At 65.2% G+C, this 24,057-nt stretch carries 25 protein-coding genes and 1 other RNA gene; 15 read left to right on the forward strand and 11 right to left on the reverse strand.

Annotated elements, in window-relative coordinates:
• Positions 1-4: 4 nt before the first annotated feature.
• The 6 genes from DEF76_RS11170 to DEF76_RS11195 all read right to left on the reverse strand — a co-directional run bounded on the left by DEF76_RS11170 (position 5) and on the right by DEF76_RS11195 (position 6,231).
• On the reverse strand, positions 5-1,630 hold the full coding sequence (locus DEF76_RS11170; RefSeq protein WP_114912395.1) for a thiamine pyrophosphate-requiring protein: 1,626 nt from the start codon (positions 1,628-1,630) through the stop codon (positions 5-7).
• 72 nt (positions 1,631-1,702) lie between these two features.
• Positions 1,703-2,371: a hypothetical protein gene (locus DEF76_RS11175; RefSeq protein ID WP_114912396.1), complete on the reverse strand. Its 669-nt coding sequence runs from the start codon at positions 2,369-2,371 to the stop codon at positions 1,703-1,705.
• Entirely contained in the window at positions 2,368-2,928 is a 561-nt protein-coding gene (locus DEF76_RS11180; RefSeq protein ID WP_114912397.1) for a c-type cytochrome, read from the reverse strand. The genes DEF76_RS11175 and DEF76_RS11180 overlap by 4 nt, the downstream gene beginning before the upstream one ends.
• A gap of 59 nt (positions 2,929-2,987) precedes the next feature.
• The gene (locus DEF76_RS11185) at positions 2,988-4,727 is read right to left on the reverse strand and encodes a PQQ-dependent dehydrogenase, methanol/ethanol family (RefSeq protein ID WP_205215987.1); all 1,740 of its coding nucleotides are present in this window, start codon (positions 4,725-4,727) and stop codon (positions 2,988-2,990) included.
• A 346-nt stretch (positions 4,728-5,073) separates the two neighbouring features.
• The gene (xth, locus tag DEF76_RS11190; RefSeq protein WP_114913834.1) at positions 5,074-5,859 is read right to left on the reverse strand and encodes an exodeoxyribonuclease III; all 786 of its coding nucleotides are present in this window, start codon (positions 5,857-5,859) and stop codon (positions 5,074-5,076) included.
• A 12-nt stretch (positions 5,860-5,871) separates the two neighbouring features.
• Positions 5,872-6,231 (reverse strand): HesB/IscA family protein, encoded by a 360-nt coding sequence (locus DEF76_RS11195; protein ID WP_114912398.1) that lies wholly within the window; start codon positions 6,229-6,231, stop codon positions 5,872-5,874.
• A gap of 68 nt (positions 6,232-6,299) precedes the next feature.
• Here DEF76_RS11195 and DEF76_RS11200 point away from each other — a divergent pair, with 68 nt between their 5' ends.
• From DEF76_RS11200 to serS, 10 genes are all read left to right on the forward strand, one after another.
• Entirely contained in the window at positions 6,300-7,460 is a 1,161-nt protein-coding gene (locus tag DEF76_RS11200) for a deoxyguanosinetriphosphate triphosphohydrolase (protein WP_114912399.1), read from the forward strand.
• A 42-nt stretch (positions 7,461-7,502) separates the two neighbouring features.
• Positions 7,503-9,284: an arginine--tRNA ligase gene (gene argS, locus DEF76_RS11205; RefSeq protein WP_114912400.1), complete on the forward strand. Its 1,782-nt coding sequence runs from the start codon at positions 7,503-7,505 to the stop codon at positions 9,282-9,284.
• A 15-nt stretch (positions 9,285-9,299) separates the two neighbouring features.
• Positions 9,300-10,046 (forward strand): SPOR domain-containing protein, encoded by a 747-nt coding sequence (locus tag DEF76_RS11210; protein ID WP_114912401.1) that lies wholly within the window; start codon positions 9,300-9,302, stop codon positions 10,044-10,046.
• 39 nt (positions 10,047-10,085) lie between these two features.
• Entirely contained in the window at positions 10,086-11,087 is a 1,002-nt protein-coding gene (nagZ, locus tag DEF76_RS11215) for a beta-N-acetylhexosaminidase (RefSeq protein ID WP_114912402.1), read from the forward strand.
• A complete protein-coding gene (locus DEF76_RS11220) occupies positions 11,084-11,791 on the forward strand; it encodes a site-2 protease family protein (protein ID WP_114912403.1) in 708 nt (235 codons plus the stop codon). Before nagZ ends, DEF76_RS11220 begins: the two co-directional genes overlap by 4 nt.
• The gene (locus DEF76_RS11225; protein WP_114912404.1) at positions 11,784-12,557 is read left to right on the forward strand and encodes a segregation and condensation protein A; all 774 of its coding nucleotides are present in this window, start codon (positions 11,784-11,786) and stop codon (positions 12,555-12,557) included. Before DEF76_RS11220 ends, DEF76_RS11225 begins: the two co-directional genes overlap by 8 nt.
• Positions 12,554-13,114: an SMC-Scp complex subunit ScpB gene (gene scpB / locus DEF76_RS11230; RefSeq protein ID WP_114912405.1), complete on the forward strand. Its 561-nt coding sequence runs from the start codon at positions 12,554-12,556 to the stop codon at positions 13,112-13,114. The genes DEF76_RS11225 and scpB overlap by 4 nt, the downstream gene beginning before the upstream one ends.
• 222 nt (positions 13,115-13,336) lie before the next feature.
• Complete coding sequence (tatB, locus tag DEF76_RS11235) at positions 13,337-13,840, forward strand: Sec-independent protein translocase protein TatB (protein WP_114912406.1); 504 nt, start codon at positions 13,337-13,339, stop codon at positions 13,838-13,840.
• A gap of 71 nt (positions 13,841-13,911) precedes the next feature.
• Positions 13,912-14,655 carry a twin-arginine translocase subunit TatC gene (gene tatC, locus DEF76_RS11240; RefSeq protein WP_114913835.1) on the forward strand — a complete coding sequence of 248 codons (744 nt, stop codon included), beginning with the start codon at positions 13,912-13,914 and terminating at the stop codon, positions 14,653-14,655.
• A gap of 4 nt (positions 14,656-14,659) precedes the next feature.
• Positions 14,660-15,931, forward strand: a complete 1,272-nt coding sequence (serS, locus tag DEF76_RS11245) for a serine--tRNA ligase (protein WP_114912407.1) — start codon at positions 14,660-14,662, stop codon at positions 15,929-15,931.
• Here serS and DEF76_RS11250 read toward each other — a convergent pair whose 3' ends face one another.
• Genes DEF76_RS11250 through DEF76_RS11260 form a run of 3 tightly spaced genes read right to left on the reverse strand, consistent with a single transcriptional unit; the run spans position 15,932 to position 17,973 of the window.
• Positions 15,932-16,396, reverse strand: a complete 465-nt coding sequence (locus DEF76_RS11250) for a thioesterase family protein (protein WP_114912408.1) — start codon at positions 16,394-16,396, stop codon at positions 15,932-15,934. It lies immediately after the preceding gene.
• Positions 16,393-16,587 carry a hypothetical protein gene (locus tag DEF76_RS11255; protein ID WP_114912409.1) on the reverse strand — a complete coding sequence of 65 codons (195 nt, stop codon included), beginning with the start codon at positions 16,585-16,587 and terminating at the stop codon, positions 16,393-16,395. The genes DEF76_RS11250 and DEF76_RS11255 overlap by 4 nt, the downstream gene beginning before the upstream one ends.
• A 9-nt stretch (positions 16,588-16,596) precedes the next feature.
• Positions 16,597-17,973 carry an NRAMP family divalent metal transporter gene (locus DEF76_RS11260; RefSeq protein WP_240318984.1) on the reverse strand — a complete coding sequence of 459 codons (1,377 nt, stop codon included), beginning with the start codon at positions 17,971-17,973 and terminating at the stop codon, positions 16,597-16,599.
• Positions 17,974-18,264: 291 nt separating this feature from the next.
• Between DEF76_RS11260 and DEF76_RS11265 the strand changes: the two genes are divergently transcribed.
• The gene (locus tag DEF76_RS11265; protein WP_240318985.1) at positions 18,265-19,176 is read left to right on the forward strand and encodes a DMT family transporter; all 912 of its coding nucleotides are present in this window, start codon (positions 18,265-18,267) and stop codon (positions 19,174-19,176) included.
• A gap of 13 nt (positions 19,177-19,189) precedes the next feature.
• Here the strand turns inward: DEF76_RS11265 and ssrA are convergent.
• Positions 19,190-19,503: a transfer-messenger RNA gene (gene ssrA, locus DEF76_RS11270) on the reverse strand.
• A 9-nt stretch (positions 19,504-19,512) separates the two neighbouring features.
• On the opposite strand from ssrA, the gene thyX reads away from it, so the two are divergent.
• The 4 genes from thyX (at position 19,513) to DEF76_RS11290 (ending at position 22,836) form a co-directional block, all read left to right on the forward strand.
• The gene (gene thyX / locus DEF76_RS11275; RefSeq protein WP_114913838.1) at positions 19,513-20,448 is read left to right on the forward strand and encodes an FAD-dependent thymidylate synthase; all 936 of its coding nucleotides are present in this window, start codon (positions 19,513-19,515) and stop codon (positions 20,446-20,448) included.
• A 300-nt stretch (positions 20,449-20,748) separates the two neighbouring features.
• Positions 20,749-21,291 carry a helix-turn-helix domain-containing protein gene (locus DEF76_RS11280; protein WP_114912410.1) on the forward strand — a complete coding sequence of 181 codons (543 nt, stop codon included), beginning with the start codon at positions 20,749-20,751 and terminating at the stop codon, positions 21,289-21,291.
• A 25-nt stretch (positions 21,292-21,316) separates the two neighbouring features.
• Entirely contained in the window at positions 21,317-21,901 is a 585-nt protein-coding gene (locus DEF76_RS11285; protein WP_114912411.1) for a TMEM175 family protein, read from the forward strand.
• A gap of 113 nt (positions 21,902-22,014) precedes the next feature.
• Positions 22,015-22,836 carry an autotransporter outer membrane beta-barrel domain-containing protein gene (locus tag DEF76_RS11290; RefSeq protein ID WP_162800607.1) on the forward strand — a complete coding sequence of 274 codons (822 nt, stop codon included), beginning with the start codon at positions 22,015-22,017 and terminating at the stop codon, positions 22,834-22,836.
• 156 nt (positions 22,837-22,992) lie between these two features.
• Here DEF76_RS11290 and DEF76_RS11295 read toward each other — a convergent pair whose 3' ends face one another.
• Positions 22,993-24,015 (reverse strand): cysteine synthase A, encoded by a 1,023-nt coding sequence (locus DEF76_RS11295; RefSeq protein ID WP_114913839.1) that lies wholly within the window; start codon positions 24,013-24,015, stop codon positions 22,993-22,995.
• Between the last annotated feature and the right edge of the window lie 42 nt (positions 24,016-24,057).

The raw sequence follows: 24,057 nt of genomic DNA on the forward strand, positions 1-24,057 counted from the left end.
GACCTCAGAACTTCGAAATACGTGTCTCTTTTCCAGTGATGAATTCGAGCAAAGCCGGCGTTCCGGCTTTTGTCGCCTCAATCCCGCGCCGGATCGCCGACGCGATGTCGCCGGGCTCGATGATCCGTTCGCCATAGCCGCCGAACGCCCGCGCCATCGCCGCGTAATCGCCGGAAATGTCGGTCGCACGGTATTTCTCGGTCGAGATCGGCATCACCTTGAGCTCGATCGCCATCGAAAAATTGTTGAAAAGGATCGAGAGAATGGGAATCCGCTCGCGCACCGCGGTTTCGAAATCCATCCCCGTGAAACCGATCGCGGCATCACCCCAGACATTGATGCAAAGCTTCTCCGGTTTCGCGAGCTTGGCGCCCATCGCGAGGCCAAGCCCCATGCCGAGCTGCGTCGTCTTGCCCCAGCCGAGATAAGAAAGCGGCGCGGTCGAGACCCAGAACGGCGAGATCTGATCGCGCGGGCTGCCGGCGTCATGGGTGATGATGGTCTGGTTCGGATCGACGGCGCGCATCAATTCGCCGATCACCCGATAGGGGCTGAGCGGCGTTTCGTTCGAACTCAGCCTCGGCTGCCATTCCGCCATCCAGCCTTCACGCACGCTTGCGATCTCGGCGGCGATTTCGCTGCTGTCCCGCGGGGATTTGAGGGTTTGCGACAGCTCGCCGATCAATGCTTCCAATGTGAGCGCGGCATCGCCGAGCAGGGCGGCGACGATCGGCACGTCTTTCGCGAGATGATCGGGATCGAGGGTTGCCTGAATGAAGCGCTTGCCCTTCGGAAAGCGAATGCCGAAATTGGTTTCAGTAAACGAACAGCCGATGCCGATGATGAGATCGGACTCGGCGATGAAATGATGCACCGGCTTCGGAATAGCATTGCCGCCGGAGCCGAGTGCCAGCGGGTGGTTCTCGGGAAACGCGCTTTTCCCGCCGATGCTGGTGGTGACGGGGGCGGCGAGCAGTTCGGCGAAGCGGCGAAGCTGCGGCCAAGCCTCGGCCCAGTGGATGCCGGTGCCGGCATAGATCACCGGCCGCCGCGCCGCGAGGATGAGTTCGGCGGCGCGGCGGACATCGGCGGGATCGGGCGCGGTGCGGGCGCGGATCGCCGGGCTGTAGTCGAAATCGCCGATCTCTTCGTTCCAGATGTCGGTCGGCACTTCGACGATCACCGGGCCGCCGCGGCCATTGCGCAGACGCGAGAAGGCGCGCCGCATGATGTTGGGCAACTCCGCTGGCACCGCGACCCATTCCGCCGATTTGGCGATGCCGCGCATCTCGCGCGTCGAACTGTAATTAGGATCGATGCCGGCGATGCGGCGCGGATAGCCTTGCGGGATGACGAGCAGCGGCACCGATTCGCTATAGGCCTGCGCGACGCCGCCATAGGCGTTTTCGCTGCCCGGCCCGTGCTGCATGCAGAACGCGCCGATCGTCCGCCCCGAGGTGACGCGCGAGATCGCATCCGCCATGTGGAGACCAATCCGTTCCTGGCGCACCATCACCGGGCGGATATCGACCGCGGCGGCGAATTCGATGAGATGATTGACGGGGTAGCCGCAGAGGATCTCGATCCCCTCGCGCTTCATGATTTCCGCAACCGCCTGACCCAGTTTCATCGTTTCTCTCCCCAGCCGTGACGCGCGTGATCATAGGGTCGGTTGGCTGATGCCGCAAACCGCGCTCGCCGATCAGGGCTTCGTCGCCACGCCTTCGATCAGAATTTCGCTGCTGTTGACGAAATCGCCCACATCCGCGCCAGGATGGCGATACAGCGCGCGATCGACGATGAGATGGCGCGCAGGCGTGCTTTTCTCGCAATGTTCTTTGATGAACACACCGCCGAGCGGTTCGGCGTCCCCGCCTGGCGCCGCCTTGACGCATGTCCAACCCTCCTCCCCGTAGCGTGCCATCACCTGATCGGCGAGCAGGAAGGCCTTCTTATGAAGATAGAGCGGCGCTGCAGGATCGGTTTTGATGCGGATCCCAACGACCTCGCCCTCAGCCATGAGCAACGACAGCGCAACCGGGTGCCCGGCGACCCGCGTCCCCGGCCGCGGATCATTATAGCGCGGTTGCGGATTCGCACCGGGATCATAGCGAAAGCCGATCTCGCGCCAGCCTTTGGCATCGGCCGGACACGCGCCATAGCCCGCCCAATCAGCGAGCTTTTGCGCGGGAGCGGCGATACAGACGAAATCTCGATAGCCGGCGACGGGCAGATCGGCGATTTTCATGCCGATGCGAAACTCGCGAAGATCGCCCGCCTCACTATTGTCGCCAGCCTGCACCGCCGCGATCAGGAACAGAGCGAGGATGCAAAGCACGAGGCCTTGCGATAACGCCCGATGCGCCGTCATGGCGCGGCTTTCTGCTCGCCGCCGCCCGGCGCATAAATATCGCAAACGCGCGATCCCGTGCCAAAGAAGGCGAGACATTCCTGATAATTCGGCTCGCCATGGCCCTTGATATCAGCGAGCACGTAATCGGCGATCGCGCCGATCTCTTGCGGGCGGAGGAAATTATTCGCGGCCAGTACCATGCCGTTGCCGACGACATCGCCCTCGTGGAGGCCATAACAGGCGCCGTCCTGATAGGCGTCGCGGCGATGATAGGGCATGCCGGTGCCGGGGCGGCCGCAGCTCACGGTTTCGATGATCTGTGCGCGATCGAACTTGGTCTTGCGGAGCGACAAGGCATCGCCGCCATAGCCGCCGCCGCCGCCGCCATGCCATTTATGGCAGCCGGCGCAGTTGATACGATAGAGGCGTTTGCCTTCGGCGAGATCGCCGCTTGTTGCCGCCTCTGTCGTTGATCCCGGGAGATCGGCGGAACTTTGCGTCCAACCTGGCAAGGGTGCGACGAACAGCAAGAAAAACAGCGCGAAACCGAGCGAGCGCGGCAGGCGTGTGAACATGTCGGGTAAGATCCGTCATTTATCCCGCCCCGGCGCCGGTGACGCCGGGGCGGTTTCCGTCAAAGGCCGAAAACGAACAGCATCGAGCCTGGCGCAATCCGCTTCAGTTCCGGCGTGCCGTCGATGAACCATTTATCCCACGCGCCGCCCTGGCCGACGAGCAGCGCGATATATTGCTTGCCATCGACGCTGAAGGTCATCGGCGGCGCGCTGACGCCACCGCCAGTGTTGAACTCCCAGAGCTTGGCGAGAGATTTGGCATCGAGCGCCATCACCTTGCCATCCGGCTGCCCGGCCATCACCAGATCGGGCGTTGCCAAAATCCCGCCGAGCATCGGGTACGGCGTCTCCGCCTTGCCAGCGATCTTGCCGGTCGCGACATCGATCGCAGTGATGCTGCCGGTGATACGCACCGGATCGCTCGGCCCGCCGCCAGTGAAGAATTCACGCGGCTTGAAGGATTTGCCTGGCACCATCGCCTCGACGGTGATCCGGTTGCAGCTTTCGATCACCGGAATATACCAGAGATGGAGATTGGGATTATAGGCCGTCGGCGGCCAGTTCTTGCCGCCCATATTGCCCGGGCAAATCATCGTCACCTTGTTTTCCCGGGTCGGCGTCACCGCAGCGTTATAGGTCTGAACCGGCTTGCTCGGATCATACTCCATCGGCTTGCCGGTTTGCGGATTGATCCCCGAGGTCCAGGTGAATTGCTTGACGAAAGGCTGTGCCCAGACGAATTGCCCATTGGTGCGATCGACGGCATAGCCAACGCCATTGCGATCGGCTTCCAAGGCCAGATGCTTGCCGTTGATGTCGACGAGGACGTTTTCAGCGACGCTGTCATAATCGAAGGCATCGTTCGGCGTGTGCTGGAAATGCCATTTGATCTTGCCGGTCGCAGGATCGAGGGCGAGCGTGCTGTCGGTGTAGAGATTATCGCCGGGGCGATACGCACTATCCCAATCCGGCCCGGGATTGCCAACGCCCCAATAGATCGTATCCGTCCCCGGATCATAGCTGCCGGTGACCCAGGTCGAGCCGCCGCCGATCGCGGCCGCATCGTGATCATCCTTCCAAGTGTCGCTGCCCGGCTCGCCCTTGCCGGGGATGGTGTAGGTGCGCCAGACCTCTTTCTGCGTCGTGAGGTCGGTTGCCGCGATCCACCCGCGAATGCCATATTCGGCGCCGGCGACGCCGGTGATCGCGAGGTTTTTCACAACCAAAGGCGCCCCGGTGACGACCTCGCCCTTATCGGGATTGGCGACCTGGCGCTGCCAGACGACCTTGCCGCTCTCCTTGTCGGTCGCGACCAAGCGGCCATCGAGGGTATGGGAGATGACGAGATTATGCCACAGCGCAACCCCGCGATTATCGACCCCGCAACAGGCGATCGCGCCCGCCCAGTCATGATCGGTCTTGGGGTCCATCTTCCATAGCAGCTTGCCTTCGCCGCCATGGGTGTCGATCTTGTAGACCGAACCCCAGCCGTCGGTGACATAGAGAATGCCGTCCTCGGCGAGTGGCGTTCCCTCAAGCCCGCCATGGGTCCAGATGCCGCCGCCCTCGAGGCCGCCGAGCTGTAGCGTCCACGCGACCTTCAAATTCTTCACGTTGCCGGCATTGATCTGATCGAGAGTCGAGAAGCGATGCGCGGCATAATCCTTGTGATGGAGAAGCCAGTTGCCGGCATCCTGATCGGCGTTCACCAATTGCTGATCGGTGATGTCGCCGGCGCGCGCCGGCAGCGCCGCAAAGCCGAGCGCCAAGGCCAGACCCGCCATATTCGCGGCCGTCAACAGCCAATACCTATTGCGCTTATTCCACGCCATGGACCATTCCCCTTTGCTATTTTTGGCGTCGATTTTTCAACGCCGGTTTTCGACGACGCTCTGCACGATGGCGTAGGCAAGGCACCGGCAAGGGTTACACCCGCGTTCTGCGGCTTTTACCCGCGTGTTTTACCCTCGTGCGGGCTTGGCATCACCATCGTCACGTCACGCCGGAAAATAGAGCACGCCCGACAGCACGCGTAAAGTTTCAAATCATGCCATAGAAAAATGATCTTGTGGGATACGAGCTTGCCCTCACTCTGAGCCCGCATTCGCCCGAGACGGCATCCGAAAAGCAACCCCCCTCAAAAAATCACGTCGACGTCAACGTGACGCTCACCGGGGCGTGGTCGGAGGGTTGTTCGGCGGCGCGGGCGGCGCGATCGACGGAAGCGGCCGTGAGGCGCTCGGCCAGCGTCGGCGACAGCAGGACATGGTCGATCCGCAAGCCGCGATCGGCGGCAAAGGCGCCGGCCTGATAGTCCCAGAAGGTGAAGATAGGCCCCTCCGGCGTCAGCGCGCGCAAGCCGTCCGTCATGCCGAGCCAGAGCAGGGTGCGGAAGCGGGCGCGGCTTTCCGGGCGCACCAGCGCGTCATCGGGGGCGAGCGCGCCGGGGGCAAGATCGTCGTCATCGGGGCAGATATTGAAATCCCCGGCGAGCACCAGCGGCGTATCGGCGGCGAGCAGCGAGCGCGTGTGCGCGATCAGTGCGTCCAGCCAGCGGAGCTTGCGCCGATAGCCCTCGACGCCGCCGGAATTGCCGTTCGGCGCGTAAAGCCCGCCGATCACCATCTCCGCCGCCGCGATTTCGATATAGCGTGCCTCCGGCGGGCCATCGCCATCGGCCGCAAGGCCGGGCAAGGCCCGCAGCCTGACCTCAAAGGGGATGCGCGCGAGCACGGCGACGCCGTTATAGGCTTTCTGGCCGACGATTTCGGCGCGATAGCCGAGCGCCGCGAACTCGAGTTCGGGAAAATCCCGCGCCTCGCATTTCAGCTCCTGGAGCAGAAGGATATCCGGCTGTTCGCGGGCAAGCCACGCTTGCACCTGCGCCAGACGCTTGCGGATCGAATTGACGTTCCAGGTCGTGATCTTCACGCGCGCGGCCACTCACTCGACCGCGAACGAGGTGCCGCAACCGCAGGAAGAGGTGGCGTTGGGATTTTTGACCTTGAAATAGGCGCCCATTAATTCCTCGACATAGTCGAGTTCGGCGCCGGCGAGGAGATCGAGGCTGACCGGGTCGATGGCGACCCGCGCCCCCTCTTCTTCGATCACCACGTCATCGGCGGCGATCGTTTCATCGAGGTCGAAGCGGTATTGCAGGCCGTTGCAACCGCCGGCGAGCACGGCGACGCGGAGCGCCGCCGGCGCGGCGCCATCGGCGGCCGGCGCGGCGAGCAGGGCGGCGACGCGGCGCGCGGCGCGCGGGGCAAGGCGAAAGCGGGGCGGGGTGGCGACGATGTTCATGGGAGGGGAGATAGGCGCGCACCGGTGCGGATTGAAGACCCCCGGCCAGGGTGCTATCCCGCGCCGGCATGACCGACGCGCACGCCCTGGCCGTTTTCGCCGTCCGCGCTGAGACTTCCCGCGGCCGGCTTCATCCTGAGCCCGAGGCGATCGGGCGCAGCCCCTTCCAGCGCGACCGCGACCGCATCATCCACAGCTCCGCCTTCCGCAAGCTGCAATACAAAACCCAGGTCTTCGTCAATCACGAGGGGGATTTCTACCGCACCCGCCTCACCCATTCGATCGAGGTCGCCCAGATCGCCCGCTCCTGCGCCCGCGCCCTCGGCCTCGACGAGGATCTGACCGAGGCGCTGGCGCTCGCCCATGATCTCGGACATCCGCCCTTCGGTCATGCCGGTGAGGAGGCGCTGGCGCAGGCCGCCGCGCCGTTCGGTGGCTTCAACCACAACGCTCAGTCCTTGCGGGTGGTCACATTGCTCGAAAGCCGCTACGCCGCCTTCGATGGCCTCAACCTCACCTGGGAGACGCTCGAGGGGCTCGCCAAGCATAATGGCCCCCTCCCCCACCCGCCGGCCTATGTCGCCGATTATGATGCGCGCCATCCGCTCGATCTCGGAAATTTCGCATCCGCCGAGGCGCAACTCGCCTCGCTCGCCGACGATATCGCGTATCATGGCCATGATATCGATGACGGGCTGCGCGCCGGCCTGTTCGATTTCGGCGATATCGCGCACTTGCCGATCGTCGGCGCGGCGCTCGCGGATGCGGGGCGGGCGAGCCTCGATATGCCGCCGCCGCGGCTCCGCCACGAGACCATCCGGCGGGTGATCAATGCGCTGATTTCCGACCTCCTCGCCGCATCGCGCAGCCGCCTCGCCGCCCTCGCGCCGGGCTCGGCCGACGATATTCGGCGGGCGAAAACCGCGGTGATCGCGTTCAGCGCCGCCGTCGCCGATGCCAATCAGGCAATCCGGGCATTTCTGTTCGCGCGCATGTATCGCCATTGGCGGGTCAACCGCATGACCAGCAAGGCGCGCCGGCTGACCGAGGAGCTGTTTCGCATGTTCCATGGCGACCCCGGATTGCTGCCCAATGAATGGCGGGCGCGGGCGGGAGAGCCGGGATCGGCGCGGGCGGCGATGATCGTTGCCGACTATATCGCCGGCATGACCGACCGCTTCGCGATGGACGAACATCGTCGCCTCACCGATATCGCGATCTCTGGCTGAGGCGTCGCGCGTGCCCGCCCTTTCCCTGAAAGCAGATATATTATGACCAGCGATCTTTTCGCGCAGATCGGCGCGCGCATCCGCGCCGCCCTTGCCGCCAGCGCGCCCGCCGTGCCCGAGGACGTTCTCGCGCGCATCGAGGTCAGCCCGCCGCGCGAGGCGGCGCACGGCGACATGGCGAGCAACGTTGCGATGGTGGCGGCGAAAGCGGCCGGGATGCCGCCGCGCGCGCTCGCCGACGCGCTCGCCAAAGCGCTCGCGACCGTCCCCGAAATCGCCGCCGCCGAGGTCGCGGGGCCGGGTTTTCTCAATATCCGCCTCCGCCCCGCGGCTCTCCATGCCGTCATCCCGGCCATCCTCGCCGCCGGCGAGGCCTATGGCGATAGCGAAATCGGCACGGGGCAGCGGGTCAATGTCGAATATGTCTCCGCCAACCCGACCGGGCCGATGCATATCGGCCATTGCCGGGGCGCCGTGGTCGGCGATGCTCTCGCCAATCTGCTCGCCAAGGCCGGGTTCGACGTCACCCGGGAATATTACATCAACGATGCCGGGGCACAGGTCACGGCGCTCGCCTGGGCCGCCTATTGGCGTTATCTGCAGGCGATCGGAAGCGAGATCGCGGCCGAGGATTTCGCCGCGCGAGCGCCCTCGGGCCTGCAATATCGGGGCGATTATCTGATCGCGGTCGGTGCGGCACTCGCTGAAAATCATGGCCGAAGCCTCGCCGCCGCGGACGGTGGCATCGCGCCGCCGGAACATTGGCTCGAGACCGTGCGGGATTTCGCGATCGCCGCGATGATGGCGGGAATCCGCGAAGATCTCGCGCGCCTCGGGGTGCGTCCGGATGTCTTCACCTCTGAGCGCGCGCTGGTTGCAAGCGGCGCGGTCGAGGCGGTGATCGGCCGGCTCGCGCAAGCCGGGCTGATCTATGAGGGGGTGCTCGAGCCGCCCAAGGGCAAGCTCCCCGAGGATTGGGAGCCGCGCGAGCAGACCCTGTTCCGCGCGACGCGCTTTGGCGACGACGTCGATCGGCCATTGCGCAAATCGGACGGCTCGGCGACCTATTTCGCCAACGACATTGCCTATCACGCCGACAAGATCGGGCGCGGCTTTCGCACACTGATCGATGTCTGGGGCGCCGATCACGGCGGCTATGTCGCGCGCCTGCGGGCGGCGATCACCGCGCTCGCCGGCGATGGGGCGACGCTGGATGTGCTGCTCTGCCAGATCGTCCATGTGCTGAAGGGCGGCCAGCCGGTGCGCATGTCCAAACGCGCCGGCAGTTTCGTCACGCTCCGCGATCTGATCGAGGAGGTCGGGCGCGACGTCGTCCGCTTCATCATGCTGACCCGCAAAAACGACGCGCAGATGGAATTCGATCTCGACCAGGCAGTGGCGGAGACGCGCGAGAATCCGGTATTTTACGTCCAATACGCGCATGCCCGCGCGCGCTCGGTGCTACGCCATGCCGCCGAACAGGGTTTCCCCACCACCCCAGAGGCGCTCGCAAGCGTCGCCCTCGAGAGCCTCACCGATCCCGCCGAACTCGCGCTGATCCGCCGCCTCGCCGGCTGGCCACGCCTCGTCGAAGGCGCCGCACGCGCCCACGAGCCACATCGGATCGCGTTTTTTCTCTATGATTTAGCCAGCGATTTTCATATATTGTGGAACCGTGGGCGAGAGGCCGCGACGTTGCGTTTCATCCAGCCGGAGCGGCCCGCGGAAACCAGCGCACGGCTTGCCTTGGTGGCGGCGATGGCGGTGGTGATCCGCTCCGGCCTCGCTGTCATGGGGGTCGCGCCAGTCGAAGAGATGCGTTGAAGGGGGCATGCGCCGGTGCCGCAGGACTATTACACCGAACCAGATCCCGCCCCGCTGCGGCTAAACGGCCCCCAGCGCGGCCTCGATCCCGCGACGCGGCGCCTGATGGCGATCGCCGGCGGCCTTGGCGGGGCGCTCGCGTTGATCGTCGGGGCATGGTCGCTCGCCGGGCATCGCCATGGGCCGGTACCGCTCATCGCCGCCGATCCCGGGCCGGTCAAGGTCAAGCCGGTCAATCCCGGTGGCTTGCAGGTCGCCGGGGCCGACGCTGCCCTCCTCGGCGCCGCCACGCTGCCGGCCGCGCCCGGCACGGCGAGCGGGACCGGCGCGGGATCGGCCGAAACTCTCTCGCCGCCGCCGGAAACGCCGGCCCCCGCCGAACTCCACCGGCTGCAATCGTCGCCGGCGCCGCCGGCGCCGACGATGGCCCCCTCCCTCGCGTCGGCCGCCGCCGCCCCGCATCCAGCGGCAATAGCGAGCCCGGCGAAACCTGCCGCGGTCTCCGCCGCCGGTCACGACATTGAGGTTCAGCTCGCCGCCCTCCCGACGGAAGCGCAAGCGCGTGAGGAATGGGCGCGCCTCGAAAAGCGCTTCCCGGCGCAATTCGCCCATCGTAAAGCCCTGATCAGCCGTGTCGTCAGCCATGACGGGCATGTGTTTTGGCGGCTGCGGGCTGGCGGATTCGGCGATACCGCGCAGGCACGGGAGTTTTGCGCCTATCTTCGCGGCAAGAGCACGGCCTGCGCCGTCGCGGCTTTCTAAGCCGCAGCCCGCCATGACCCGTCATCGCAGCCAGCGCCGATGAAAGCCGCGATCATCGGTCTTGCAGGCGCAACACTCGGCGCCGAGGAGGCGGCCCTGCTCCGCCGCGCGCCGCCCGCCGGGGTGATCCTGTTTGCCCGCAATGTCACCACACCGGCGGCGCTTAGCCGCCTGATCGACGATCTTCGCGCGATTTTGCCGGCCGCAGCGGTCGTGATGATCGACCAGGAGGGCGGGCGCGTTGCCCGGCTGCGCCCGCCCTTCTGGCGCGCACATCCCGCGGCGGCGGCGCTTGGGCGGCTCTATGCGCGCGACCCTGCCGCCGGGCTGCGCGCCGCCTTCCTCCAAGGCGCGCTGATCGGCGCCGAATGCGCGGCCAGCGGGCTCGATGTCGTCACCGCGCCGGTGCTCGATCTCGCGATCCCAGGGGCGGATGCGGTGATCGGCGATCGCGCTTTCGCCGCCGATCCCGAAGCGGTCGCGGCCCTCGGCGCGGCGCTCGCGTCCGGCCTTCTCGCCGCCGGCGTGCAGCCGGTGATGAAGCATATTCCCGGGCACGGCCGCGCCGAAGCCGACAGCCATTTGGCCCTCCCGGTGGTGGCTTCTTCCGATCTTGCCGCCGATGTCGCGCCTTTTGCCGCCAACGCCGCGCTGCCGTGGGCGATGACCGCGCATATTCTCTATCCCGCGCTCGATCCCCAGCGGCCGGCGACGCTTTCGCCAAGCATCATCCGCGACGTGATCCGCGGGGCGATCGGGTTTGCCGGCGTTCTCGTCTCAGACGACCTCGCCATGCGCGCGCTCACCGGCGCGCCGGGCGAACTCGCGGTTGCGGCGTTGGACGCCGGCTGCGATCTCGTGCTCCATTGCACCGGCGTCCTCGCTGAAACCGCCTCCCTGCTCGACGCCTGCCCCGCCATCACGCCTGCGGCCGGCGAACGCCTCGCCGCCGCCCGCGCTCTCGCGTGCGTGCGCCGCGATCCCGCTCTTCTCGCCGCGCGCGACGCCCTGGCAGCGGAGCGGGAGGCTTTGCTCCGATGATCGGCCTCGCCCTGCAGCTCGCGCTTGCCGTCGTGCCGGTGGTGCTGGCGATCACGCTGCATGAGGCGGCGCATGGCTATGCCGCGCTCGCCATGGGCGACGATACGGCGCGCGCGGCCGGGCGGCTGTCGCTCAATCCGCTGCGCCATATCGACCGCGTCGGCACCGTCCTGCTCCCCGGCATCCTGCTGATCGGGCAATGGCTGACGCTCGGGCGGGTGGTGTTTTTGTTCGGCTGGGCCAAGCCGGTGCCGGTCGCGGCATGGAAATTCCGCAGCCCCCGGCGCGGCATGATGGTGGTCGCGGCGGCCGGGCCGGCGATGAATTTCCTGCTCGCCTGGCTCGCCGCCCTGGCGCTCCATGCGCTCGCTTACGCGCCGCCGCGTGGCGCCGAAATCGGCGGTGTCTTCATCTATTATTTCGTGCTCACCAATCTCGTCCTCGGGATCTTCAATCTGCTGCCGATTCCGCCGCTCGATGGCGGGCGGATCGTGGTCGGGCTGTTGCCGCTGCGGCTCGCGCGGCGTTGGGCGCTGCTCGAGCGGGTCGGCATCCTGCTGGTTTTGCTGGTCGTGTTCATCCTGCCGCAGGTGCTCGCCGGGCTCGGCTGGCGGGTCGATCCGGTGGGGGCGGCGCTCGATCATATCGTGCCGCGCGCGATCGGCGTCGTCCTGTGGCTTGCGGGCGTGTCGGGCCATGGCTGAGGCGCCGGCCGAGCCGCCGCTGATCGAAACCCTGGTTTTGCGCCTCGAAGGGTTCGAGGGGCCGCTCGATTTGCTTTTGGAACTCGCGCGCGGCCAAAAGCTCGATCTCGCGCGGATTTCCATCCTTGCTCTGGTCGAGCAATATCTCGCGGTGATCGAGGGGGCACGGCGGGTGCGCCTCGAACTCGCCGCCGACTGGCTGGTGATGGCGGCCTGGCTCGCCTGGCTGAAATCGCGCCTCTTGCTCCCGGCGGGGACGGACGAGGCCGAGGCCGGCGAGGAAGCGGCCGAGACGCTCGCCGCGCGCCTTGCCGAATTGCAGGCGATGCGCGCCGCGAGCGCCTGGCTCGCTGCCCGCCCGCAGCTCGGCCAGGAGGTTTTCGCCCGCGCCGCCCCCGAGGATTTCTCGGAAATCGATCGCTCGCGCTTGCGCCTTGACGTGCCGGCGCTGCTCCGCGCCTATCTCGCCGCCCTTCGCCGCGGCGGCGGCCAGCGGCGCTATCGCCCGAAGCCGATGACGCTGTGGAGTGTCCAGGATGCCTTGCGGCGGCTGGGTGCGATGCTCGGCGGCGTGCCGGACTGGCGGACGCTCGAGACATTCCTGCCGGAAAATCTCGCGGAGCCGCTGCAGCGTCGCGCGGCACTCTCGGCGACATTGCTCGCCGGCCTCGAAATGGCCCGGGGCGGCGCCATCGACCTCCGCCAGGAGACGCCATTCGGGCCTATTCTGCTGCGCCGGGCGGTTGCCGGCGAGGAGGACGCATGACCGAGGACACTCCCGAAACACCCGCGCCGGTCTCCGAAGCGGCGCTCCGCCTCGCCGAGGCGTTCGTATTTGCCTCCGCCGAGCCGGTGTCACGCCGCGCGCTCGGCCAGGTTCTGCCCGAGACATGCGATGTCGACGCGGTGGTCGCGGCGCTGGCGGCGCGCTATGCCGGGCGCGGCGTCGAACTGGTTAAGGTCGCCGGCGGGGTGCGGTTTCAGACCGCGCCCGATCTCGCGCCGCTGCTGCGCCGCGTGATCGAGGTGCCGCGGCGCCTGCCGCGGGTCGCGATGGAGACGCTAGCGATCATCGCCTATCATCAGCCGGTGACGCGCCCCGAGATCGAGGAAATCCGCGGCGCCAGCCTCTCGCAAGCAACCATGGACGCGCTTTTGGAAGCCAGCCTGATCGCACCGCGCGGCCACAAGGAGGCGCCAGGGCGCCCGACGCTTTGGGGCACGACGGCGGCCTTTCTCGCGCAATTCGGGCTCAAGGATCTCGCCGATCTGCCGCGCCGCGCTGATCTCTTGGTCGAAGTGCCGGCGCCGGGCAGCGCCTGACGGCGCGGTTTGCGCGTGCGGGCTTTCCTGCTAGAGGATAGCGCGATGAGGAAGAATCGTTCTTTTTTGAAAAAAAGAACCAAAAAACTTTTCCCCGTTGGGCAGTGCCGGCGGCATTGCCGCTCCGAGAAAACGGGATAGAAGTCTTTTTGCTTCTTTTTCTTCAGAAAAAGAAGTGTTTTTCCTTTTGGCATCACGCAACGGGGTAAAAGCGGAGCCTGGATGTTCGATTTTGCCTGGTCCGAAATCGCCTTGGTGGGCGTTGTGGCGCTGATCGCCATCGGCCCCAAAGACATGCCGGCGGCGATGCGCGCCGTCGCCGGCATGGTCAAGAAGGCGCGGCGCATGGCGGCCGAATTCCAGGGCCATGTCGATGAGATGATGCGCGAGGCCGATCTTGGCGAGTTTCGCCAGCAAATCAACGAAATCCGCAATTTCGACGTACGCGGCGCGTTCACCAGCGCGGTCGATCCCGATGGCTCGCTGGCCCGCAACCTCAACGAAAGCCCGTTTGAGTCAACACCAGTCGCCGCCCATCCGGAGACCGTGATCGAACGGCCAGAGGACGTCGCCCCCGGCAATAGCGAGAGCCCGCCCGCCGAGGCGGCGCCGGCGCCGCCAGAGGCCGCCGCCGCGCCTTCCTTCATCCCACCGGAAATCGCCGCAGCGCCAACGCCCCCGGCCTTCATCCCGCCCGGTGTCACGCGCGCCCACAGACGCGGATAACACCCCAACCTCTTGCCGGAACGACAGAATTGCCACCGCCCGACCAGGAAGACCCGATCCACGATAAGCCGATGCCGCTGCTCGAACATCTGATCGAGCTGCGCCGGCGGCTATTATTCTCGCTGGTCGCGTTTCTCGTCGCGTTCGGCGTTTGCTATTACTTTTCGAAGGACATCTATTCCTTCCTCGCGCGCCCGCTCGCCAATATTCTGATGCACCAAACCGGGCAGGACCGGCGCCTCATCTTCACAGCGCTCTACGAGGCGTTTTTCACCTATGTGAAAGTCGCGTTTTTCGGCGCCGCTTTCGTCTCCTTCCCGGTAATCGCGATCCAGATCTGGCTCTTCGTGGCACCGGGGCTCTATCGCTCGGAAAAACGCGCGCTGGCGCCGTTTCTGATCGCAACCCCGGTGTTGTTCGTCGCCGGCGCGGCGCTGGCCTATTACCTGATCTTTCCGACCGCCTGGCGGTTTTTCCTCAGTTTCGAGACCCCGAACGGCGCCGGCGGCCTGCCGATTCAACTGGAAGCCAAGGTCAGCGAGTATTTGAGCCTGGTGATGAAGCTCATCCTCGCTTTCGGCATCGCCTTTCAATTGCCTGTCGCGCTGACGCTTTTGGCCAAGGTCGGCATCGTCAGTTCCAAGGCGCTGGCCGCCAAGCGCCGCTATGCCTATGTCGGCATGTTCATCATCGCCGCGATCTTGACACCCCCCGACATCTTCACCCAGACCGGGCTCGCGGTGCCGCTCATCCTGCTTTACGAAATCTCGATCATCGCCGCCCGCATGGTCGAGCCCAAACCGGCCGAGGACTGATCCGATGCACGATATCCGCGCCATTCGCGATGATCCCGCAGCGTTCGACGCGGCGATGCGACGGCGGGGGCTGGAGCCGATTGCCGATCAATTGCTAGAAAATGACAGGGAGTGCCGCGTTGCGCGGACCTCGGTGCAGGATCTGCAAACCATCCGCAACCTGCTTTCACGCGAGATCGGCGAGAAAAAACGCCGGAACGAAGATACATCGCGGCTTGAGATCGACGCGACGATGCGCCAGCAGACCATGAACACTCTTGCCCAAGAGGCGGCACGGCTCGAGGGCAAAATACGGGCGAGGCTGGCGGAGCTGCCCAACACCCTCGACGACGACGTGCCCGACGGCGCCGACGAGCGCTCTAATGTCGTCCTCAAGGAGGTTGGCGCGCCGCGCGATTTCGGCTTTGCGCCAAAACAGCATTTCGAATTGGGCGAGGCGCTCGACCTCATGGATTTTTCGCTCGCCGCCAAGCTCGCGGGCTCGCGCTTCGTCGTGCTGCGCGGCGCCTTGGCGCGGCTCGAGCGCGCGCTCGGGCAATTCATGCTCGATCTTCACACCGGCGAACACGGATATGAGGAAGCATCCGTCCCGCTTCTGGTCAATGACGCCGCCCTCTATGGCACAGGCCAACTCCCGAAATTCGCCGACGATCTGTTTCGGACGACGGATAACCGCTGGCTGATCCCGACCGCCGAGGTGCCGCTGACCAATTTTGCCGCCGGCGAGATTCTCCCGGCGAAAACCCTCCCCTTGCGTCTGACCGCGCTCACCGATTGCTTCCGCGCCGAGGCCGGGGCGGCCGGGCGCGACACGCGCGGCATGCTGCGCCAGCACCAGTTCCGCAAGGTCGAAATGGTCTCGCTCACCCATCCCGATGACAGCGCGGCCGAGCATGAGCGTATGACCCGCTGCGCCGAAACGGTGTTGGAGCGCCTCGGCCTTCCCTATCGCCGGGTGTTGCTGTGTGCCGGCGATACCGGGTTTTCGGCGGCGAAAACCTTCGATCTCGAGGTCTGGCTCCCTGGCCAGCAAGCCTGGCGGGAGATCAGTTCGTGCTCCAACTGCCGGGATTTTCAGGCGCGCCGGATGAACGCGCGGTTTCGCGCCCCGGACGGGAAGGTCGCCGGCTTCGTCCACACGCTAAACGGCTCGGGGGTTGCGGTCGGGCGCGCCCTGATCGCGGTGATGGAGAATTACCAGCAGGCGGACGGCGCGATTATCATCCCCGACGCGCTGCGGCCCTATCTCGGCGGGCTTTCGCGGATCAGCGGCTGATTATCGGCGGCCCAGCCCGCTGATCCGCCGCCCGAGGCCGGCGGGTGGCGCCGCCGTCACCACGCCGGCGAGGGTTGCGGCGATCGCGGCGGGAAAAGGTGCCGTGCGGCGGCTTCCGAGATCGACGTGCAAAACCATCCCTTCCAGCAGCGCGACGCGGTCCGCCTCACCTGCGCGGAACATTTCATGGGCGAGATGGAGGCGTTTTTCGTCGGCGCCAAGGACGTGGCAATCGATGCGCACCTGCGCGCCGAGCGCCAGTTCACGCTCATAGAGCGTGTGGGTCTCAACCACGAACAGCGAGCAGCCCGAGGCGGCGCTATAGGCGGCGCCGACGCCGAGCCGGTCGAACAGGACGTCGGTCGCGCGGTCGAACAGAACGAGATAATAGGCGAGATTGAGATGGCCGTTGCGGTCGATCCAGTCCGCGATCACCACATCGTCGTGGGTTGCGGCAGGCGTCACGACGGGTTCGCGAGCGCGGCGATGAAGGCGTAGGCGACCACCGGGATGGCTGCGAGGACATAGACCCGGAGCAGCACCAAAAGCAGCATCACCCCGCGCCCGAGATGCCGGCGCGGCAGCGGCGCCTCACGCATCGCGCTCAGTTGGCTCGGCTCGAGGGCGGCGATGCATTGCGGATCATAATAGCTCATGACGTCCCCCTATTTCCCCAAGAGGCCAGGAAAAACGGTCAGCAGGCCGTAGAAAATGCCGATGACCACGATCAGGCCGACGATCGATCCGCCGGCGAGATTGGCGCGCCAGGTGTTGGCGTGCGCGCCCATGATCTCGCGGTCATTAACCAGGAGCAGCAGGAACAAGAGAGCGGGCGCCATCAGGAGGGTCGCGATGACATTGACGGTGAGCGTCAAGGCGAGCAGCGGCGCGCCCGGGATCAGCACCACCAGAGCGGCGACTATGGTGGAGACGATGACGGTGCCGTAGAACAACTTGCCCTGCGAGAAATCGAGATTGAGGCTGTGGCGCGCATGGGTGGTTTCGCCAAGGGCATAGGCGGAGCTGGTGGAAATCGTCATCGCCGCGACCAGCCCGGCCTCGATGATCCCGAGCGCGAACAGCGTCGCGCCGGTGGTGCCGAGATAGGGGCGGAGCGCGGTCGCGAAATCGGCGCCGCTCGCAAAACTGGAGACATCGACGTGATGGGCGAAAAGCGGCGCCGCCGCGGCAACCGTCGCGATCGCGGCGATGGCGGCGAGGATGGCGCCGAACGCGGTATCGACCCGCCCCTCGCCAATGTCGGCGGTGGTCAATCCCTTGTCCACCACAGCACTTTGCTGGAAGAAAATCATCCAGGGGGTCACGGTCGCGCCGATATTGGCCATGCACAAGGTCACGAAAGCGACCGTCACGCCGCCCGGGATCGGGCGCCAGGTAAGCGCCGCCTGCGCCAGCGCCGCGCCGCTCGGGTGGGCGAAAAGGGCGGCGGGAATGAACAAGAGGTTGAAGACGGCGAGCGCCATCAGCGCCCGCTCCCAGGTCGCGTAACGCCGGAGCGCGAGGGAGGCCAGGATCAGCGCCGCCCCGATCGCGACCGAAAGCCAGGCGGGAACGCCGAAATAGAGCCCGCCGGCCTGGATCGCGATGAATTCGGTGATCAAGGTGAGGAGATTGCCGACCACCAGATCGGCCATCGCGAAATAGCCCCAAAACGGCCCGAAACGCTGGAAAATCAACTCGGCATGGCCGCGATGGGTGACGGCGCCGAGGCGCACCGTCATCTCCTGCACAACAAACGCCATGACGAAGGTGAGCAGAATGAAGGGGACGAAAAAGCCGATCCCATAAGTCGCCCCGGTGGTCGCGTAGGAAACCATGCTCGGCCCATCATTCTCGCCCAGCATGACCAGAACCCCCGGCCCGGCGAGCAGCCAGAGCAGGCGGAAGGCGCGCTTTCTCGCCCGCGCATCGAGCACCGAGCGGCGATCGCGGGCGCGCAGAACATCCTCGCGGCTGACCGGCGGCATATCGGCGGCACGGTCGGGGAGCGGCATCGGAAACTCGGAAATCCCCTGGCTCATGGCTATGCTTTCTGGGACGTTGGGAAGCTCCGCTGGTATATGTAGCCAATGATACATTTCGTCAAGGGATGATTTCACCGCTCGGGATCACCTGATCGGCGCGGCCGGCTTGACCAAGAGGGGGGGGCCTCTACTGTCACATCGCGGAGCCTTTCCCGGGCCCGCTCGGGGTTGCCGCGCACGCGGCCCATGATCTCCGGCTTCTGAAATGCCTCATGGAATATCTATGATATTTGACACAGCGTGGCGTATTTTCCCCTGCCCCGGCCGATATCCGGCGACGGAATCGGCATGATGCCGCTTTGGATCCTCTTCACCCTGATCGCGGCATTGTTTCAGACTTGGCGGACGGCTTTGCAGCAGCGGCTCCGCGCCGTGCTCTCGGTCAATGGCGCGTCATTCGTGCGGTTTTTCTATGGCGTGCCGTTTGGGCTTGCCATGCTCATCGCCCTGCTGGCGGCGAGCGGGGCGCGGCTGCCGGCGCCGAACGCGACGTTTTTGGCCGAATGCGCGATCGCCGGCGCGTTGCAGATCGTCGGCACCGGCCTCCTCATCCTCTCATTTAGCTTTCGCAGCTTCGCCGTCGGCAGCGCTTACGCCAAGACCGAGGGGGTGCAGACCGCGCTCGTCGCCTGGCTGATCGCGGGCGAACGGCTGCGTCTTGTGGCTTGGGTTGGCATTCTGATCGGGGTGGTTGGCGTGCTCACGCTCTCGCTCGCCGGGCATGGCATGCGTCTGCGCGGCCTGTTGCGGGCGACGTTCCAGCCGGCGGCCCTGTGCGGGCTCGGCACCGGGCTCTGCTTTGCTTTCGTCTCGGTCCTGATCAAATGGGCCAATCTCGCGCTCCATGGCGGGCATCCGATCATCCAGGCGATCTACGCCCTGGTGGTGACGAACGCGATGCAGACGGTGATGCTGGGCGCGTGGCTCGTCTGGCGCGAGCCGCGGCAGATTCTGGCGTCGCTAGTGAGCTGGCGGCGTTCGCTTTGGGTGGGCGCGATGTCGGCGGTGGGGTCGGGCTGTTGGTTTTCGGCGTTCGCGCTCGCCCCGGTCGGTCTGGTGCGCTCGCTCGGCCAGATGGAGGTGCCGTTCATCCTCCTCTTCAGCCATTTTTACCTACGCGAGCGGATGAAGCGGAGCGACATCGCCGGCCTGTTCCTCGTCGCCGGCGGGGTGATTTTCGTCCTGCTCGGAGCGGAGTGAGACGCGATGGAAAAGTGGGGGGCTTCTGTTGCCCGGTGCCCCCCGAACCGCGCTTATCGCTTATGCAGCGACAGCGAGCGCCATGTTGTCGTTGGCACCTATCATACGGCCCGATAACGGCGGAACCATGCCGAGCGAAAGATACATCTTTACCACGCGTGTCGAGCCTGTTTCGCCCCCCGACCCGGGCCGACCCGCCCGGGAAAACTGGTGGAGGCGCCGGGCACTGCCCCCGGGTCCACTACGCTTATGCCATGCACCGTTTATCGCCATAGTCGGCGAACCGACGGCTGAGATATAGGCGTGCCACAACCGCCTTGAAAGAGGATTCCCGCGATGCCACTCGCCCAAGATCAGATCGACGCCATCGAAGCCCAGCGCGCCGCCCGCGCCGAAACCCGGCGCGCGACCGTTCCGGCGCTGGAAGCGATCCTCTATCACCCCCACCCGGTGCTCGATCACGGCTTCGTCCGCGTGGTCGATTACATGGGCGATGACGGCGCGATCGTGCAGGCGGCCCGCGTCTCCTATGGCCGCGGGACGCGCAAGGTGAGCGAGGATGAGGGGCTGATCCGCTATCTCATGCGCCATCGCCACACCACGCCGTTCGAGATGTGCGAGATCAAATATCACGTCAAACTGCCGATTTTCATCGCCCGGCAATGGATTCGCCATCGCATGGCGAACGTCAACGAATACTCGGCCCGCTATTCCATCCTCGACCGCGAATTCTATCTCCCCGCCCCCGCGCATCTGGCGGCGCAGTCGGCGAGCAACCGCCAGGGGCGCGGCGATGTGCTCGACGACGACGAGGCGGCGATGGTGCTCGATCTTCTGCGGGAAGATGCCGCGCGTTGCCATGACCATTACCTCGCCATGCTGAACGAAAACGAGGACGGCACGGCGCGTGATCCCGCCCGGCAAGGGCTCGCGCGCGAGCTTGCGCGGATGAATCTGACGCTGAACACCTATACGCAATGGTACTGGAAGACCGATCTCCATAATCTCTTGCATTTCCTATCATTGCGCGCCGATGCTCATGCACAATATGAAATTCGCGCCTATGCCGAGGTGATGCTGAAGACGGTCGAGGCCTGGGTACCGATGGCGGCGCGCGCCTTCCGCGACTATCGCCTCGGCGCGGTCACGCTCTCGGCCCCGATGCGCGCGGTCCTGCGCCGGATGCTGGCCGGGGAGCGGGTCGAGCAGCCGGAGTCCGGGCTTTCCAAGCGCGAATGGGCGGAGTTTCTGGCGGCGATTGAGGAGAGTTGACATTCATACGCGAATCGCGTATAGAAAATAAATTGATATTTGATGATTTTTTTGTCCGACATAAGTTCGTGCAAATTGGAAATTATAGCATGGAAATCGTCATTGAAGAAATTGAAGATCAAACAATTCGCGTGTGCATTCAGCATAGCGGCCTTACGCTCGAAGTCGTAGCTGATGTTCGAATAAATGGTGAAATCATGGTCGCGAGCAATGTCCATATCCAAGGCCCAGGCAAGAATTGCGTCGGCTGGCCGGGATTGCGTCAGTTTGCCGAGGACCTCATAGAAGAGCTTGAACTCGATGAACTCAGAATTGAGGGCGCGCCTCGCACGTCTGGCGCCGGTCCCGGACGAAAACCCTGCCCCCTCGTTTTCCGAAGGCAGGGTCGTCATCCTGACCCGTGATGGGGCGCTCGATCGCCCGATCGACGTCTTGCGCCGGCTGCGCGCCGTTGGCGTATCGCTCCGCGCCGCGCATCAGGCACTCAATCGCCTGGCCGAAGCGGGATCGGCGGTATGCACGATCGATCCCGAAGCGGATTTGCCCGCTCTTGCGCGGGATCTCGCTGCGCTCGGGATCACGCTGCGATTGCGACGCACGGAAACGCGGCCCCCGATCGACATCGCCGCGATTCGCGCGCGTCACGCTCTTTCTCAGCGGGAATTCGCCGCCCTGCTCGGCTTCGAGCTTCGTACCTTGCAGAACTGGGAGCAGGGCCGCAATGCGCCCGAAGAAGCGGCGCTTGCCTTGATCACCCTGTTCGAGCGTGACCCGAAATGGATCGAAGAGGCCTTTTCGGACGCGGTTCCCGCCCGAGAGGTTGAAAATAGCGCGTCGGGATAACTCTGGCGGCGCTGGAAAAACCCTGATGCACAAAGGCCGGCTGGAAGCGTTCACCGACGGGGTGATGGCGATCATCATCACCATCATGGTTCTGGAACTGCACGAGCCGGCGGGGCCAGGGTTGCGCGATCTGTTCGCGCTCTGGCCGGTGCTGATCTCTTATGTGCTCAGCTTCATTTATGTCGGCATCTACTGGAGCAATCATCATCACATGTTCCAGGCCGTGGACAGCGTCGATGGGCGGGCTCTGTGGGCGAACCTCCATCTCCTGTTCTGGCTTTCGCTGCTGCCGTTTTGCGCCGGCTGGATCGCCGCCGACGGCCTCGCGCGCGGGCCGGTCGGGTTGTTCGGGTTCGATCTCTTCATGGCGGCGCTGGCTTATATGGTGTTGCAGGCCAGCCTGATCCGCGCGCAGGGGAATAAGGGCCTGCTGGCGCGCGCCGTCGGCACGGATGGCAAGGGCAAGGGATCGATCTGGCTCTATCTCGTTGGGATCGCTGTGGATCTGGCGGGTTGGCCGGGGCTTGCCTTCGCGCTGCTCTGGGTGCCGGCGCTGCTTTGGGCGGTGCCCGATTCGCGCATCGAACGCCTGCTGCGTGGCCGTGAGTAGGCGTGAGGGGCGAAAAGAACCATTGGAAAAACCGCTCTCAACAAATTGGTAGGATTTCGTGTAGTATCATGCTTTGATTGCAACCGATCGTCGCCCGAGCCGTCCGGATTTTCATGCGCCAATTCCTCCCAGCCTTCGCCGCCGCTCTGCTGGTGCCCGTGCTCGCCCGCGCCGATGATCTCGCGGTCGTCAACGTCAATAACGAGATCGGCCTCGCGGCCACCGCGATGATCCAGAATTATGCCGAGCATGACAGCGCCGGGAACACGCTCGACACCCAATCGGGCACGCTCCCTGGCCTTGAAGGCAAAATCACCACCATGGTGGACGCGCTCGGCATCAGCAATCTCTATGCCGGCATCCGCTACAGCTATGGCACTGGCTCGTTTGGCTATAATGGCGCGACCATCGGCGGCACGCCGCTGCGCAGCAGCTCGAACGACACCACCAATAATGTCAGCGTCGAGCTTGGCAAAGGGTTCCTCTTCAGCCCTAACCTCATGCTGATCCCCTTCATTCAGGGCGGCTATCATGACTGGCAGAGCGATCTGCAGGGGCCGAGCGGCTATAACGAGGACCATTCGAACGGTTTCCTCGGCTTTGGCGTGCGCGGCGATTACGCTCTCAACACCCGCCTCGTGCTCACGGGCCGGCTCGGCTGGGCAGAGACGCTTGGCGGCAACGCCAATGCCTCCGGCGGCGCCTTGGCGGCGGAAGGCTATGGGCCGATGAATTTCTCGCTCGGCGATACCGCGCTCTTGCAAGCCGGAATCGGCGCCGATTACCTGCTCGCCAACCGCATTCATCTCTATGGCGGGCTCGATTATACCCATTTCGGCTATGGCATGAGCCCGACCAACGGCGCCGGCTTCTATGAGCCCTCCAGCACCACCAGCGATTTCACCATCCGCATCGGCTTTGCCTTCGGATTCTAAGCCGGCAATGCCGATAAGATCCAGAAATACCTTCTTTTGACTTCCGAAAAAGAAGCAAAAAGACTTTTATCGGCCGGGTAGCGCCTGCGGCGCCACCCTAAAGACCGGACAAAAGTTTTTTGGTTCTTTTTTTCAAAAAAGAACGTCTTTTCCCGCTTAGCCGGCGAGCCAGGCCGGCACCGGCAGGTTTTTCGCGCGCAGAAACTCCGGGTTGAACAGCTTCGACTGATAGCGCGCCCCGCCATCGCACAGGATGGTGACGATGGTGTGGCCCGGCCCCATCGCGCGGGCGAGGCGGATGGCTGCGGCGATGTTGATCCCGGCCGAACCGCCGACCGAAATCCCGTCCTCGATCAGGAGGGTGAAAATCGCCTCCAGCGCCTCCGCATCGGGAATGCGCAGCGCATCATCGATCGGCGCGCCCTCGAGATTGGCGGGAACCCGCGACTGGCCGATGCCCTCGGTGATCGAACTCCCGGAAATCGAGAGATCATTCGCCTTCACCCAGCCATAAAGCCCGCTCCCTTCCGGATCTGCCAGCACGATCTGCACCTTGGGATCGCGTTCCTTGAGCGCGAGGGCGACGCCAGCGAGCGTGCCGCCGGTGCCGCAAGCGCAGGTGAAGGCGTCGATCCGGCCGCCGGTCTGCTCCCAGATCTCGCGCCCGGTGGTGGCGCGATGGCCCTCGCGATTGGCGAGATTGTCGAACTGGTTGGCCCAGACCCCGCCCAACTCCTCGGCGAGCCGGCGCGAGACATGCACGTAATTGCCCGGGTCGCGATAGGGTTTCGCCGGCACCAGCCGGAGATCGGCGCCGATCATGCGGAGAAAGTCGATTTTTTCCCGGCTCTGCGTCTCCGGCATGACGATGACGACGCGGTAGCCGCGGGCATGGCCGACGAGGGCGAGGCCGATGCCGGTATTGCCCGCCGTGCCCTCGACGATCAGCCCGCCGGGGCGAAGCACGCCGCGCGCCTCAGCGTCGGTGATGATCGCGAGCGCCGCGCGATCCTTCACCGAGCCACCCGGGTTCATGAACTCCGCCTTGCCGAGAATGGTGCAGCCGGTCATTTCGGAGGCGCGGCGGAGACGAATGAGCGGCGTCTCGCCGATCGCCTCCGAAAGGCTCGGCCGCCAGCGCGGCGCAGGGGGCAAGCGGGTGGTCTCGGATAGGGTCATCACGGTCTCCTCGGTCATCAGAATGCCGGATCGGCGCCAGGC

The organism is Acidibrevibacterium fodinaquatile (assembly GCF_003352165.1).
Lineage (GTDB): Bacteria > Pseudomonadota > Alphaproteobacteria > Acetobacterales > Acetobacteraceae > Acidibrevibacterium > Acidibrevibacterium fodinaquatile.